General features: G+C 66.3%; 13 protein-coding genes. 6 read left to right on the plus strand and 7 right to left on the minus strand.

Going from position 1 to position 13,144, the window contains the following annotated elements:
• Positions 1–160 precede the first annotated feature (160 nt).
• A complete protein-coding gene (locus AC5P7U_RS03440; protein ID WP_197562884.1) occupies positions 161–1,162 on the plus strand; it encodes an extracellular catalytic domain type 1 short-chain-length polyhydroxyalkanoate depolymerase in 1,002 nt (333 codons plus the stop codon).
• Here AC5P7U_RS03440 and AC5P7U_RS03445 read toward each other — a convergent pair.
• The 6 genes from AC5P7U_RS03445 to msuE all read right to left on the minus strand — a co-directional run bounded on the left by AC5P7U_RS03445 (position 1,150) and on the right by msuE (position 6,386).
• Entirely contained in the window at positions 1,150–1,992 is an 843-nt protein-coding gene (locus AC5P7U_RS03445) for an AraC family transcriptional regulator (protein WP_197562882.1), read from the minus strand. The two genes, AC5P7U_RS03440 and AC5P7U_RS03445, sit on opposite strands and share 13 nt — an antisense overlap.
• Before the next feature lie 45 nt (positions 1,993–2,037).
• Positions 2,038–2,160: a hypothetical protein gene (locus AC5P7U_RS03450; RefSeq protein ID WP_308307824.1), complete on the minus strand. Its 123-nt coding sequence runs from the start codon at positions 2,158–2,160 to the stop codon at positions 2,038–2,040.
• 156 nt (positions 2,161–2,316) lie between these two features.
• The gene (locus AC5P7U_RS03455; RefSeq protein WP_197562880.1) at positions 2,317–3,564 is read right to left on the minus strand and encodes an arsenic transporter; all 1,248 of its coding nucleotides are present in this window, start codon (positions 3,562–3,564) and stop codon (positions 2,317–2,319) included.
• Positions 3,565–3,696: 132 nt separating this feature from the next.
• The gene (locus AC5P7U_RS03460) at positions 3,697–4,731 is read right to left on the minus strand and encodes a methionine synthase (protein WP_006446276.1); all 1,035 of its coding nucleotides are present in this window, start codon (positions 4,729–4,731) and stop codon (positions 3,697–3,699) included.
• A 38-nt stretch (positions 4,732–4,769) separates the two neighbouring features.
• Positions 4,770–5,747, minus strand: coding sequence for a DUF1852 domain-containing protein (locus tag AC5P7U_RS03465; RefSeq protein WP_197562878.1), 978 nt, complete (start codon positions 5,745–5,747; stop codon positions 4,770–4,772).
• A 57-nt stretch (positions 5,748–5,804) separates the two neighbouring features.
• Positions 5,805–6,386: an FMN reductase gene (msuE, locus tag AC5P7U_RS03470; protein WP_197562876.1), complete on the minus strand. Its 582-nt coding sequence runs from the start codon at positions 6,384–6,386 to the stop codon at positions 5,805–5,807.
• Positions 6,387–6,561: 175 nt separating this feature from the next.
• Between msuE and AC5P7U_RS03475 the strand changes: the two genes are divergently transcribed.
• On the plus strand, positions 6,562–7,476 hold the full coding sequence (locus AC5P7U_RS03475; RefSeq protein WP_006446222.1) for a LysR family transcriptional regulator: 915 nt from the start codon (positions 6,562–6,564) through the stop codon (positions 7,474–7,476).
• Complete coding sequence (locus tag AC5P7U_RS03480; protein WP_197562874.1) at positions 7,476–8,348, plus strand: methylenetetrahydrofolate reductase; 873 nt, start codon at positions 7,476–7,478, stop codon at positions 8,346–8,348. Before AC5P7U_RS03475 ends, AC5P7U_RS03480 begins: the two co-directional genes overlap by 1 nt.
• Before the next feature lie 13 nt (positions 8,349–8,361).
• On the opposite strand, the gene AC5P7U_RS03485 is transcribed toward AC5P7U_RS03480, so the two are convergent.
• Positions 8,362–8,640 (minus strand): hypothetical protein, encoded by a 279-nt coding sequence (locus AC5P7U_RS03485; protein ID WP_197562872.1) that lies wholly within the window; start codon positions 8,638–8,640, stop codon positions 8,362–8,364.
• 201 nt (positions 8,641–8,841) lie between these two features.
• Here AC5P7U_RS03485 and AC5P7U_RS03490 point away from each other — a divergent pair, with 201 nt between their 5' ends.
• The 3 genes from AC5P7U_RS03490 (at position 8,842) to AC5P7U_RS03500 (ending at position 13,110) form a co-directional block, all read left to right on the plus strand.
• A complete protein-coding gene (locus AC5P7U_RS03490; RefSeq protein WP_006446216.1) occupies positions 8,842–9,369 on the plus strand; it encodes a DUF6622 family protein in 528 nt (175 codons plus the stop codon).
• A 160-nt stretch (positions 9,370–9,529) separates the two neighbouring features.
• The gene (locus AC5P7U_RS03495; RefSeq protein ID WP_006446214.1) at positions 9,530–11,692 is read left to right on the plus strand and encodes a type I secretion system permease/ATPase; all 2,163 of its coding nucleotides are present in this window, start codon (positions 9,530–9,532) and stop codon (positions 11,690–11,692) included.
• Positions 11,689–13,110, plus strand: a complete 1,422-nt coding sequence (locus AC5P7U_RS03500) for an HlyD family type I secretion periplasmic adaptor subunit (RefSeq protein ID WP_197562870.1) — start codon at positions 11,689–11,691, stop codon at positions 13,108–13,110. The genes AC5P7U_RS03495 and AC5P7U_RS03500 overlap by 4 nt, the downstream gene beginning before the upstream one ends.
• The last annotated feature ends 34 nt before the right edge of the window (positions 13,111–13,144 follow it).

The raw sequence follows: 13,144 nt of genomic DNA on the forward strand, positions 1-13,144 counted from the left end.
TTGCCATCCCTGCAGCCAAGGCTAGCGGTGTCATCCGCCGCCAGCGAGTGGACCTAGGTCCAGTCGGCAGTGGCCATGGGATGCGGATACTGGGGGCGCCCCCGGCCGGGAACGCTCCCCGGTTCGCCTTCATCCACGACCCACGCATGAGGATCTGGCCATGAACTCCACAATCGATTCGATCAAGCGGGTGCTGCTGATGCTGTGCTTCTGCCTGGCAGCAGGCAGCGCTTCTGCCGCAGGCCCGGCCGGCCATTGGGATATCGGCCTGTACGGCAATCTGTTCGGCGCCCGCGAGTACCAGGTCTGGGTACCTGCCGGCTACGACGACGCCCAGCCGCTACCGCTGCTGCTGGTGCTGCACGGCTGCGTGACCGGGCCGAACCTGATGGGCGAGGCCTCGGGCTTCAACGATGTGGCCGATACCGAGCGCTTCATCGTGGTCTACCCACGACAGAACGTCACTGCCAACCCGGCGCGTTGCTGGAACTGGCAGCTGCCGATCAACCAGGCGCGCGACAGCGGTGAAGCGGCGATCCTGGCCGGCATCGTGGACAAGGTAAAAACCGGCTACAGCGTCGATCCGCACCGCGTCTACGTCACCGGCATTTCCGCCGGCGGTGCGATGACCTCGATCATGCTGGCCTGCTACTCGGACGTGTTTGCCGCCGGCGCCATCCATTCCGGTGGCATGTTCAAGGGGGCGACCACGATCTCCGGCAGCGCCTATGCACTGCTGGCCGGCAGCATCTACTCGCCCGACAGCAATGGCCGGCTGGCCTGGCAGTGCTCCGGATCGCCGTCGCCGCGACCGCTGCCGGTACTGGTGTTCCATGGCAGCGCCGATCTCACCGTCAACCCGGTGAACGGGCAGCAGGCCGTGCGCCAGTTCCTGCAGACCAACGATCTGGCCGATGACGGCCAGGACAATGACTCGGTGAAGTATTCGCCGACCAGCACCTATCACGGGCAGGTGCCGGGCGGCCGCGCCTATACGGTGGATACCTATGCCTACGGCGGCCGCACGCTGGTCCAGCATTATGTGGTGCAGGGCATGGGCCATGCGTGGAGCGGCAGCCAGTCGGGCCTGCCGTTCACCGACCCCAAGGGGCCGGATGCCACGCTGATCACCTGGTTGTTCCTGAAGGACTACCAGCGCTGAGCCTGCGCTTCAGCGCCAGGCCCGCGCAGGCGGGTGCTCCGTTCGGCCAGGAAGCGCTTGGGCGGAGCACCCACGGTCTTGCGGAACATGGTCACGAATGCGCCCGCGCTGTCGTAGCCCAGCTCATCCGCAACAGCCTGGACGGTCTTGCCACCGGCCAGCATCGGCAACGCGACCACCACATGCATCTGCCGGCGCCAGCGCCTGACACTCAGGCCGGTTTCAGCGGAGAACAGCCGGGACATGTTGCGCTCGCTCATGCCGATCCGGCCGGCCCAGACGTCCAGCGTTGCCCGCTCGGCGGGCGCGCCCAACATCGCACTGGCCAGCCGGCGCAGCCTGGACTCGGACGGCATCGGCAGGTGGATCCACTCTGGCGGCGCGGCAATGAGTTCGTCCAGGAGCACCGCCATCAGCCGCGCCTGTGCGCTGCCGTGCTCGTACTGCTGGGGATGATCTGCCACGCGTTCCAGCAGGGCCTGCATGAACGGGGTGATCGCCATCGTGCAGCACTGCGTAGGCAATCCCGGTGCCGCTCCGGGTTCAACGAAGACGACGAATCCATGCGGCTTACCGCTGCTGCTGGCCCGATGGGTCAGACCGCCCGGAATCCAGACCGCCCCCTGCGGCGGAACCACCCACAGGCCGGCATGGGTTTCCAGCGTGATCAGTCCACGCGTGGCGACCATCACCTGTGCCTTCCGGTGCTCATGGAAGGGCATTTCCCAGGCATCGGGAATGGGTTCCAGTCCAAGCACCATCACCGGCAGGTCGATCCGATCGGGGTAGTCAGGACCGACCTCGTCCTGCCCTGCAAGCGAAATCGTCACTTCGCTACCCGCCCGGTGTGCGTTGGGCGGGCCCTGTAGTGCCGTTCAGGCTCCGTCACGTGCCTGCTCCGGGTCGCGCCTGTGCCAGACGCAGATGAAACCCATCAGGACGTGGACGATGGGCGGGTCAGCACAGGGGGCGGCGACGGCCGCGGTGGTATCGTTCATGTGGGCATCCTCTGTCGTCGAGGATGGGAAGCGTATTCGGCGGCCGGAGCGGGGTCATTCGACAGTTCCGCCAGGTGATTCATCAATCCGGCCAGATGAGCGCAGCCAGATCCGATCGGGATGTCCAGCGCGCTGTGGCCAACGCGCAGCGCACGGCTACAGCAGCAGCAAGGCGCCGATCAGCGCGGGCGGCATCACCAGCGCACCGACGCGCAGGAAGTCGAGCGCGCTGACATGCTCGCCTTCGCGGCGCAGCGCTACCAGCCACAGCATCGTGGCCAACGAGCCGGTCACCGACAGGTTGGGGCCCAGGTCCACGCCCACCAGCAGCGCGGCCCGGGTCTGTGCCGGCAGATCGGCCATCTGGCCCAGCGATCCGGCGGCCAACCCCACTGGAAGATTGTTGGCCACGTTGCTCAGCAGCGCGGCAGCACCCCCGGCCAGCCAGCTGGCCTGCCCGGGCGATGCCTGTGCCAGGGCCTGCAATGCCCTGGCCGTGCTCTGGATGGCACCGGTCTGTGCCACGGCTTCCACCAGCACGAACAGGCCAGCCACCAGCGGCAGCACGCCCCACGACACGTGGCGCAGCATCGGCAGCGGGCTGCGGCGCTGCCGGATCGCCACCACGGCGACGCTGAGCGCCCCTGCACAGAACGTGGCCAGGCCCAGCGGGCCGTTCAGCGCCGAGGTCAGCAGCAGCACGCTGCCGGTGAACAGGACGCCCAGTGCGCTCAGCCGGCCACCGTCGGTCAGCGGCCGATGCTCCGGTGCCGCCACCAGCGGCTGGGCGATCTCGCGCCGATGGACCCAGCGCAGCACCAGGTAGGTGGCGCCGATCGCGGCCAGCGAGGGCAGTGCGAACTGCGCCAGCCACTGCAGCAGCGGTGGCATGTGCTGGCCGTACACCACCAGATTGGCCGGATTGGAAATGGGCAGCACGAAGCTGGCCGCATTGGCGATGAACGCGCAGACGAACAGGTAGGGCAGGGGGTTGGCACGCGCTGCCCGGCAGGCGGCGTAGACCGCGGGCGTCAGCACCACGGCCGTGGCATCGTTGGACAGAAACACCGTCACCAGCGTGCCGACCAGGAACACCAGATCGAACAGGCGCCGCCCCGAGCCGCCGGCATGGCGGACGGCATAGAGCGCCAGCCAGTCGAACAGGCCTTCGCGACGGGCGAGCTCGGCCAGCACCATCATGCCGACCAGGAACAGATAGACGTCACGGCCCTCGGCCACCGCACCCCAGGTCATGTCCAGCGATACCGCACCCAGCAGCGGCAGCAATGCGGCAGCCGCCAGCGCCCACACGTATTCCGGAATGCGGAACGGACGGAACAGCAGGCCGACCGTGGCCACGGCCACAGCCGCCCAGATCAGCAAGGGTGAGTAGGAAGCGGGCATCGGGCGGGGGATCTCGGCTGCGCCGGCACGCCACGAAGAGCAACGCGCCCGCTGCACCCACAGCAGTTCGGAGGGAGGCGGCATCATACCCTGCGAACTGTGCTGCAGCGGGCAACGACGCCCGGGCCGGGGTCAGGCCGAGAGTTCCTCGCGCACGATCCTCGCGCCTTCGCTGAGCGCGCGCAGCTTGCCCCGGGCGACATCGCGGGCCAGCGGTGCCATGCCACAGTTGGTGCTCGGGTACAGCTTGTCGGCATCGACGAACTGCAGTGCCCTGCGCAGGGTGCTGGCCACTTCCTCGGCGGTTTCCACCGTGCTGGAGGCCACATCGATGGCGCCGACCATCACCTTCTTGCCGCGCACCAGTTCGATCAGGTCGATCGGCACGTGCGAGTTGTGGCATTCCAGCGAGATGATGTCCAGGCTGGACGTCTGCAGCTTCGGGAACGATTCCTCGTACTGGCGCCACTCCGAGCCCAGCGTCTGCTTCCAGTCGGTGTTGGCCTTGATGCCATAGCCGTAGCAGATGTGCACGGCGGTTTCGCACTTCAGTCCTTCAACCGCCCGTTCCAGCGCGGCCACGCCCCAGTCGTTCACTTCGTCGAAGAACACATTGAAGGCCGGCTCGTCGAACTGGATGATGTCCACGCCGGCGGCCTCCAGCTCCCTGGCTTCCTCGTTGAGGAGCTTCGCGAACTCCCAGGCCAGCTTCTCGCGGCTCTTGTAGTGCGCGTCGTACAGCGTGTCGATCATGGTCATCGGGCCGGGCAGGGCCCACTTGATCGGCTGCGAGGTCTGCCGCCGCAGGAACTTCGCATCCTCGACGAACACCGGCTTCGGGCGGCTGACCGCGCCGACCACGGTGGGCACGCTGGCATCGTAGCGGTTGCGGATGCGCACGGTCTCGCGCTTCTCGAAATCGACGCCGCTGAGGTGCTCAATGAACGTCGTCACGAAGTGCTGCCGGGTCTGCTCACCGTCGCTGACGATATCGATGCCGGCATGCTGCTGTTCCTGCAGGGACAGGCGCAGCGCGTCCTGCTTGCCTTCGGTCAGCGCGTCGTCCTGCAGCTTCCAGGGCGACCAGAGCTTCTCGGGCTCTGCCAGCCAGGAGGGCTTGGGCAGGCTGCCGGCGGTGGAGGTGGGGAGCAGTTTCTTCGTCGACATTACGTGTTGTGTCCTGGGGGCGAATGGAAATCGATGGATCAGCGGGCAGCCCACTGCTCAAGCACGGCGCGGTACGGCTTGATGAAGTGCTCTTCGGTGAACCGGCCCTGCTTGACCGCCAGCTGGCTGCGCTCTTCGCGGTCGTAGACGATGCGGGTGGAGGAATAGTCCTGGTGCTTCAGGCTGGGCTGGTAGACCTTGCCGGCCACGGAATTGGCGTTGTAGATCTCCGGGCGGTAGATCTTCTGGAACGCTTCCATGGTGCTGATGGTGCCGATCAGTTCCAGGTTCGAGTAGTCGCCCAGCAGGTCGCCGCGGAAGTAGAACGCCAGCGGCGCGACGCTGCCCGGCGGCATGAAGTAGCGCACCTGCAGGCCCATCTTGTCGAAGTACTGGTCGGTGGGGGAGAACTCGCCCTGGCGGTACTCCACGCCCAGGATCGGGTGGTGGTTCTCGGTGCGGTGATAGGTCTTGCTGCTGGACACGCTGATGCAGATCACCGGCGCCTTGCTGAAGTTGGCGCGGTAGGCGTCCGACGCCAGGAAGTGCCTGAACAGCTTGCCGTGCAGGTCGCCGAAGCCGTCGGGAATGCCGAAGGTGGCCTTGCCCTCGTTGCTGGCCGGCAGCACCACGCTGAAGTCGTAATCGCGCACGTAGGACGAGAAGTTGTTGCCGACGATGCCTTCGGTGCGCGTGCCGGTCTGCGTGTCCACGATGGTCGGCCGCAGCACTTCGATCAGTGGGAATGGATCACTGCCATCGCTGCCGTCGATGTGCATCTCCACCGAGATGATGTCCAGCTCGACCGCGTAGCGGTCGGCATTGGGGTTGTCCCAGTGGGCCAGGTCGTTGAAGCGGTTGTTGATCATGCTGATCGTGTTGCGCAGGTTCTCCTGCCGCGAGGCGCCACGGGCCAGGTTGGCGAAATTGGTGGTGATGCGCGTGCCGTCAGCGGGCTGGTAGTCCTCGTTGAAGGGGATGCGCGTGATGCTGAAGGTAAAGCGGTCGGTCGTCATGGGTGGCGTTCCGGGTTGCGGGGTGACATCCGAATGCAGGCCTGCGGCATTCGGCATTCAAAGGGCTGCTGCGATCTCGGCGGTGGCCGGCGCGGCGCGATGGGACAAGGCAAGCAGCGGCAGCGCCCGCTGTACCGCCAGCCGCGCCCGCTGCATCAGCGCCTCGTTGTGCACGCGGCCATCGGCGAAATCGCGGTCGGTGGCATAGACGCCCAGCGGCAGCGTGCGGGCCTGGAAGAAGCTGAAGAGCGGCCGCAGCTGGTGGTCGATCACCAGCGCATGGCGTTCGCTGCCGCCGGTGGCGGCCAGCAAGATGGGGGTATCGACCAGCGAGTCCTGGTGGATGAAGTCGAAAAAGTGCTTGAACAGGCCGGTGTAGGAGCCGCGATAGACCGGCGTGGCCACCACCAGTACGTCGGCCTGCTCGACGGCGGCCAGCTGCCGCTCCACCGCCTCGGACAGCTGCGAGCGCCACAGCGCACCGGCCAGCTGCGGCGCCAGCTCGCCCAGCTCGATCAGGTGCGGTTCACAGGCAACGTCTTCGCCGATCAGGTCCATCAGGTGCTCGGCCAGGGTTGCAGCCCGCGAGGGGCGCTGCAGTCCGCCGGAAACGGCGACGATACGGAGGGGGCGGGTCATCGGTCTGCTTTCAGCTGGGGAGGGGCTGCTTCGGGCGGTCTGCGCGGACGCAGTCCTGCAGGCCGGCGGGGTGGCCGGGCGTACAGGCAACCGAAGGCATGGGCCGATGCTAGCCATGCCCTTCCATGACGTAAAATGGTATTACTTCACCAATCCATGAGCGGGATTCATCATCATGCTGGAGCGGATCCATCTCAGCATCGTGCAGCAGGTCGAGCAGCAGGGCTCGTTGACCGCCGCTGCCGGCGTCCTCAACCTGACCCAGTCGGCGCTCAGCCACAGCATGAAGAAGCTGGAGCAGCAGCTGGGCACCGATGTCTGGTTGCGCGAAGGGCGCAGCCTGCGCCTGACCCAGGCCGGGCAGTACCTGCTGGCGGTGGCCAATCGCGTGCTGCCGCAGCTGGACCTGGCCGAGGAGCGATTGGGCCAGTTCGCGCAGGGCGAGCGCGGCGCGCTGCGCATCGGCATGGAATGCCATCCCTGCTACCAGTGGCTGCTGAAGATCGTCTCGCCCTACCTGGCCGCGTGGCCGGACGTGGACGTGGACGTCAAGCAGAAGTTCCAGTTCGGCGGCATCGGCGCGCTGTTCGGCTACGAGATCGACCTGCTGGTCACGCCCGATCCGCTGCTCAAGCCCGGCCTGAAGTTCGTGCCTGTGTTCGACTACGAGCAGGTGCTGGTGGTGGCCAGCAGCCACGCCTTGGCCAGGGTAGACCACGTAAAGCCGCGCCAGCTCGGCCAGGAAGTGCTGATCAGCTACCCGGTGCCGTTCGAGCGGCTGGACATCTACAACCAGTTCCTGCTGCCGGCCGGCATCACGCCGCGTCGCCACAAGACCATTGAAACCACCGACATCATGATGCAGATGGTGGCCAGCGGGCGTGGCGTGGCCGCCATGCCGCGCTGGCTGGTGGAAGAGTACGCCGCGCGCATGGACGTGGTGCCGGTGCGCCTGGGTGCGAAGGGCATACCCAAGCAGATCTACCTGGGGGCACGCGAGGCGGACACCGCCATCGACTACCTGCAGGCCTTCGTCGAACTGGCCCGCAACAGCACGCCCATCGCCAGCAACGTGCGCGGGGGCGGGTGATGTCCGCACGTGCGCCTGCCCGGGCAGAGGCTTTCATCAGCAGGTATTCACTGGAGGTCAGCGCGAAGGCCCTGCCCGCGTTGCGCGCCGAAGCAGATCGCATCGCGCCCGGCACGATCATCTCCATTCCGTACCTGGCCAGCGAAGACGACAACGCGCGGCTGGCAGCGGCACGCATTGTGCGCCAGCTGGGTTTCGAGCCGATGCCACATCTGTCGGCGCGCCGCATCGAGTCGCGGGCTGCGCTTGAGCGTTTCATGCAGCGTGCCGCCAGTGAGGCCGGGGTGGAACGATGCCTGTTGATCGCCGGCGATCTGGCAGCGCCGGCCGGGCCGTTCGCCGACAGTGCCGCCATCATCGACACCGGCATTCTCGAAGGCTCCGGCATCAAGGTGGTCGCCATCGGCGGGCACCCGGAAGGCCATCCGGTGATGGGCAGTGGCGAACGCTGGCAGGTGCTTGAACGCAAGTGCCAGGCCATCGAGGCACGGCGCATGGCGCCGCTGATCATCACCCAGTTCGCCTTTGATGCCGACATCGTCCTGGCCTGGCTGGACGCACTGCGTTCGCGCGGCATCCGCGTTCCGGTGCTGGTCGGCGTGCCAGGGCCGGCCAGCATCACGCGGTTGGCGCGCTACGCCGCGATGTGTGGCGTGGGAGCCAGTGCCTCGATGCTGGCGCGGTACGGCATCTCGATCGGCCGGTTGCTGGGAACGGCCGGGCCGGAGGTATTTGTCGACCGCCTCGTGCAGGGGCTGACCGACGCCCATGGCGCGGTCAGTCCGCACTTCTTCCCGTTTGGCGGCATTGCAGCATCGCTGGCGTGGATCGAGCGCTACCAACGGCACGCACTGGCCTCCAGCCCCTCATAGGCTATCCGTCAGGTCAGCCCGGCAGGTCGCACTTCATCCGGCCGTCCACATAGTAGGGCTTCGGCACGTTGGGGTTCTCGCTGGTCTTCTCGAACACCACTTCGAACGAGGCGGCATCGGGCGTGCCCTTGCGGTCGGTACACGCATCCTGCAGCTTCTTTTTCACCGCCGTGATGCCGGCCTCGCGGTTGGCGCCGTCGGCGCTGTTGGTCAGGTTCACGGTCTCGGCCGAGGCCAGCGGGCTCAGGGCGAGCAGGCCGCCGGTCAGCAGCAGGGTGTGCAGCTTGGTCATGGGTCGCGCCTCGTGGGTTTCCAATGGACCCCAGCATAGGGTTGGGCCGTTAACGGCATGTGGCCGCAGGGGCCTGAGTCGGTGCACATCGCAGCGTAATCCGCGATGGCTGACAGCTGTCACTGGCCGCAACCCGCGTGGAAGCGAATAGTGAGCGTCAAGACGTAGACGCTCCGCCACCATTCAGCCGAGGGACGACCCATGAACATGCTCCAGCACCTTGCCTCGCAGACGCCGACCTGGGTCTGGCTGCTCCTGGCCTTCCTGATTACGCGCGGCATCGCCGCCATGAAGCCGGGCGAAACCTCCCTGCAGAAGCTGGCCGTCGTGCCAGTCCTGTTCACCGTCTGGGGCGCCTGGTCGATCAGCCACCGCTACGGGATATCCCTCAGTGCATGGGGTGAGTGGCTGGCCGGCATCGGCTCGGGCGCGGCGCTGGGATGGCTGCTACTGGGCCACGTGAAACTGACGCTCGACAGCGCCACCGGGAAGCTCTGGCGCAATGCGGACTACAGCGTGTTGCCGCTGCTGCTGGTCACGTTCCTGGTGAAGTACGGCTTCGAAGTCGCCTTTGCGGTCTCGCCCGCATTGACCACCCATGCCGGCGCCAGCGCGGCGTACCTGCTGCTGTCGGGTGGGTTCACCGGCCTGTTCATCGGCAAGTACTGCCGCTACCTGGCCTCGTTGCGGCTGGACGCGGCGGGCAAGGGGCTGGGGATCGCGGGCTGAATCGGTCGGTCGTGATGCGTCACGTTAATGCCGGGTCACGAAGTCGCGCAGCACGGATCGGGTTGATCGTATGGCCTTCGGGAACCCACTTGACAGGCCTGTGAACTGACCCCAATCTCGGCGCGGGGTTGCGCACAATGGAAGCTGCGCAGGGAATGTTATGTCACAGGGAGACGCGGCACCTTCGGTGCTGGGGGGAGAGCGTGCGCAGGATCGACAGGATCTGGCGTTGCGTGGTCTGGTACTGCTTGCTCAATTTCATGGCATTGCGGCCGACGCCAGTCAGCTGGCGCACGACGCTGGCCTGGGCGATGGCCCGATGGACGAAACGACCCTGGTGCTGGCGGCCCGCAAGCTGGGCTTCAAGGCGCGGATGGTATCGACGCCAGCTGCGCGCCTGGCGCTGTCCAACCTGCCTGCGCTGGCGCTCGGCGACGACGGTGATGCGTTCATCATCGCCCGCATCAGTGGCGATCAGGTACTGATCCACGACCTGGCCGAGAAACGTCCGCAGAGCATTGACATGGCCGCGCTCCGGCAACGCTACCGCGGGCGCCTGCTGCAGGTCGCATCGCGGGCCTCGGTTCTCGGTGAGCTGGCCCGGTTTGATTTCAGCTGGTTCATTCCGGCGGTGATCAAGTACCGGAAGATGCTGCTGGAAGTCTTCGTCGTCTCGTTCTTCATCCAGTTGTTCGCGCTGGTCACGCCGTTGTTCTACCAGGTGGTGATGGACAAGGTGCTGGTGCATCGAGGCCTGACAACGCTGGATGTGATTGCGATCGGCCTGGTGTCGATTGCCGTGTTCGACGTGGTGCTCAGCGGGTTGCGTACTTATGTGTTCGCCCATACCACCAGCAAGATCGACGTCGAGCTGGGTGCCCGGCTGTTCCGGCATGTACTGGCGTTGCCGCTGGCGTACTTCGAATCCCGGCGGGTTGGCGACACCATTGCACGCGTGCGCGAGCTGGAGAACATCCGCAACTTCCTCACCGGGCAGGCATTGACCTCGGTGCTGGACCTGCTGTTCACCGTCGTGTTCCTGGCCGTGATGTTCTACTACAGCGGCTGGCTGACCCTGATCGTGGTGATCTCGCTACCGCTCTACGCGCTCGTTTCGGCGGGCATCACTCCCGTTCTGCGCAAGCGGCTGGATGAGAAGTTCGCACGCGGCGCGGACAACCAGTCCTTCCTCGTTGAAACCATCAGTGGCATCGGTACGGTCAAGGCGAATGCAGTCGACCCGCGGGTGACGCGCACCTGGGACAGCCAGCTGGCCGGATATGTCAATGCGGGCTTCGGGGTCACCAAGATCGCGACCGTCGGCCAGCAGAGCGTGCAGCTTGTGCAGAAGCTGGTCAGCGTTGCCATCCTGTTCTGGGGGGCAAAGCTGGTCATTGATGGCGAGCTGTCGCTGGGCCAGCTGATCGCCTTCAACATGCTGTCCGGGCAGGTCGCCGCGCCGATCATCCGCCTGGCCCAGCTGTGGCAGGACTTCCAGCAGGTAGGCATTTCCGTCCAGCGCCTCGGCGATATCCTCAACACCCGCACGGAACTTCCCGGCAGCCGGATGGCATTGCCGCCCATCCGCGGTGACATCACCTTCGAGCAGGTCGGCTTCCGCTATCGCCCGGATACGCCGGAGATTCTCGCTGGCATCGATCTGCACGTACCGGCCGGGCAGGTGATTGGCATCGTCGGGCGTTCCGGGTCCGGCAAGAGCACGCTGACCAAGCTGGTGCAGCGCCTGTACACGCCCGAACGTGGGCGGGTACTGGTGGACGGGCATGATCTGGCCCTGGCCGATCCTGCCTGGCTGCGGAGGCAGCTGGGCGTGGTACTGCAGGAGAACTTCCTGTTCAACCGCAGCGTGCGCGAGAACATCGCACTGAGTGATCCGGGCATGCCGCTGGAGCGGGTGATCAAGGCGGCAACCCTGGCCGGCGCGCACGAGTTCATCTCGGCGCTGCCTGAGGGCTATGACACCAAAGTGGGCGAGCACGGTGCAGGCCTGTCGGGTGGCCAGCGGCAGCGCGTGGCGATCGCGCGTGCGCTGATCACCGATCCCCGCATCCTGATCCTGGATGAGGCCACCAGCGCCCTGGACTACGAGTCGGAGCATGCGGTGATGTCCAACATGCGCGAGATCTGCAGGGGGCGCACCGTCATCATCATCGCGCACCGCCTTTCCACCGTGCGCAGGGCCAACCGCATCGTCGTCGTCGACCGTGGCCGCATCGTCGAGAGCGGAACGCACGATGAGCTGCTGGCACAGCCGGGCGGACACTACGCGCAGCTGCACCGCCTGCAGCAGGGGGCAGCATGAAGCACATCCGTGATGCAGTCGGCGTCTTCGCCGCGCGCTACCTTGCCGTGTTCCGTAGCGCCTGGCAGGCCCGCCACGAGATGGACCCGCCGGCACGCAGGGCCGACGAGCGGTCCTTCCTGCCCGCACACCTGGAGCTGATTGAAACCCCTGCCTCGCCCACCGCGCGGTGGACATTGCGCATCATCATCGCGTTGTTCTGCGTGGCGGTGCTGTGGGCCAGTCTCGGCAAGCTCGATATCGTTGCGGTGGCGCCCGGCAAGACCGTCGTGGACTCACGGACCAAGGTAGTGCAGCCGGCGGAAACCAGCGTGGTGCGACGCATCCTGGTGCGTGACGGGCAGGCGGTGAAAGCGGGGCAGGTGCTGATCGAGCTTGATGCCACCGCTACGTCGGCCGACGTGGCCAAGGCAGGCGATGCATTGTTGAACGCGCGCATGTCCGCCCTGCGCCTGCGTGCCCTCGCCGAGGCCCTGGAGGATGGTGCAGCGCCGGTGTTCCATGTTGATCCGGACCTGCCCACAGACCGGGTACAAGCCGAGCAGTCGCTGGCGCGAAGCCAGTACGAGGCACTGCAGGCCAAGCGCCACAATCTGCAGGCCCTGATCGCGCAGCGCCGCGCGGAACTGGAAACCACCCAGGACTCGGTGAAACCCCTGGAGGAATCGGCGCGGATCTCCCGCCTGCGCGCCGACGACTATCGGCGCTTGCTGCAGGGCAACTACGTGGGGCGTCACGACTACCTGCTGCGCGAGCAGGAGCGTATTGCCGGCGAGCGCGATCTTGCTGCGCAGCGCAATCGCGTGCAGGAGATCCGGTCGGCCCAGCGCGCCGCCGAGGAAGAACTGAGGGTGCTGGTGGCCGACTTCCGGCAACAGACCCTGGATGGCCTGCGCGAGGCGCAGGAGCAGATCGGGCAGATGACGCCTGAAGTGTCGCGGACGGGGCAGCGTGACTACCAGATGACCCTGCGGGCCCCGGTTGATGGCACCGTACAGCAGCTGGTCGTGCACACCGTGGGCGGCGTGGTTACGCCGGCGCAACCGCTGTTGGCCGTGGTCCCCAGCGAGGAAGCGCTGGAGGTCGAAGCCACCATCCTCAACAAAGACATCGGCTTTGTGCGCACCGGCCAGGCGGTAACCGTGAAGGTGGAAAGCTTCCCCTATACCCGCTACGGCTACCTGACGGGGAAAGTAGTAAGCGTCTCCCACGATGCCATGCAGGACGAGAATCTCGGCCTGGTCTTCCCGGTGCGGGTGAAGCTCGACAACGCCACCCTGCAGATCGACGGGGTGCGTGTACGGATGACTGCCGGCATGAGCCTGAGCGCCGAGATCAAGACCGGGAATCGGCGGGTCATCGATTACCTGTTGAGTCCATTGCGCCAGCATGCAGGCGAGTCGCTGCGCGAGCGTTGATCCACCTTGGCGCCTGCGACGGGCGTCCATGCCA

The organism is Stenotrophomonas sp. YJH_SMC_57, assembly GCF_059369755.1.

What these genes read in the sequence shown, in the direction of transcription:
- AC5P7U_RS03495 (WP_006446214.1), top strand. Translation starts at nt 9,530, where the DNA reads ATGTCACAGGGAGACGCGGCACCTTCGGTGCTGGGGGGAGAGCGTGCG.
- msuE (WP_197562876.1), bottom strand. Translation starts at nt 6,386, where the DNA reads ATGACCCGCCCCCTCCGTATCGTCGCCGTTTCCGGCGGACTGCAGCGC.
- AC5P7U_RS03500 (WP_197562870.1), top strand. Translation starts at nt 11,689, where the DNA reads ATGAAGCACATCCGTGATGCAGTCGGCGTCTTCGCCGCGCGCTACCTT.
- AC5P7U_RS03455 (WP_197562880.1), bottom strand. Translation starts at nt 3,564, where the DNA reads ATGCCCGCTTCCTACTCACCCTTGCTGATCTGGGCGGCTGTGGCCGTG.
- AC5P7U_RS03450 (WP_308307824.1), bottom strand. Translation starts at nt 2,160, where the DNA reads ATGAACGATACCACCGCGGCCGTCGCCGCCCCCTGTGCTGACCCGCCC.
- AC5P7U_RS03475 (WP_006446222.1), top strand. Translation starts at nt 6,562, where the DNA reads ATGCTGGAGCGGATCCATCTCAGCATCGTGCAGCAGGTCGAGCAGCAG.
- AC5P7U_RS03460 (WP_006446276.1), bottom strand. Translation starts at nt 4,731, where the DNA reads ATGTCGACGAAGAAACTGCTCCCCACCTCCACCGCCGGCAGCCTGCCC.
- AC5P7U_RS03465 (WP_197562878.1), bottom strand. Translation starts at nt 5,747, where the DNA reads ATGACGACCGACCGCTTTACCTTCAGCATCACGCGCATCCCCTTCAAC.
- AC5P7U_RS03480 (WP_197562874.1), top strand. Translation starts at nt 7,476, where the DNA reads ATGTCCGCACGTGCGCCTGCCCGGGCAGAGGCTTTCATCAGCAGGTAT.
- AC5P7U_RS03440 (WP_197562884.1), top strand. Translation starts at nt 161, where the DNA reads ATGAACTCCACAATCGATTCGATCAAGCGGGTGCTGCTGATGCTGTGC.
- AC5P7U_RS03490 (WP_006446216.1), top strand. Translation starts at nt 8,842, where the DNA reads ATGAACATGCTCCAGCACCTTGCCTCGCAGACGCCGACCTGGGTCTGG.
- AC5P7U_RS03485 (WP_197562872.1), bottom strand. Translation starts at nt 8,640, where the DNA reads ATGACCAAGCTGCACACCCTGCTGCTGACCGGCGGCCTGCTCGCCCTG.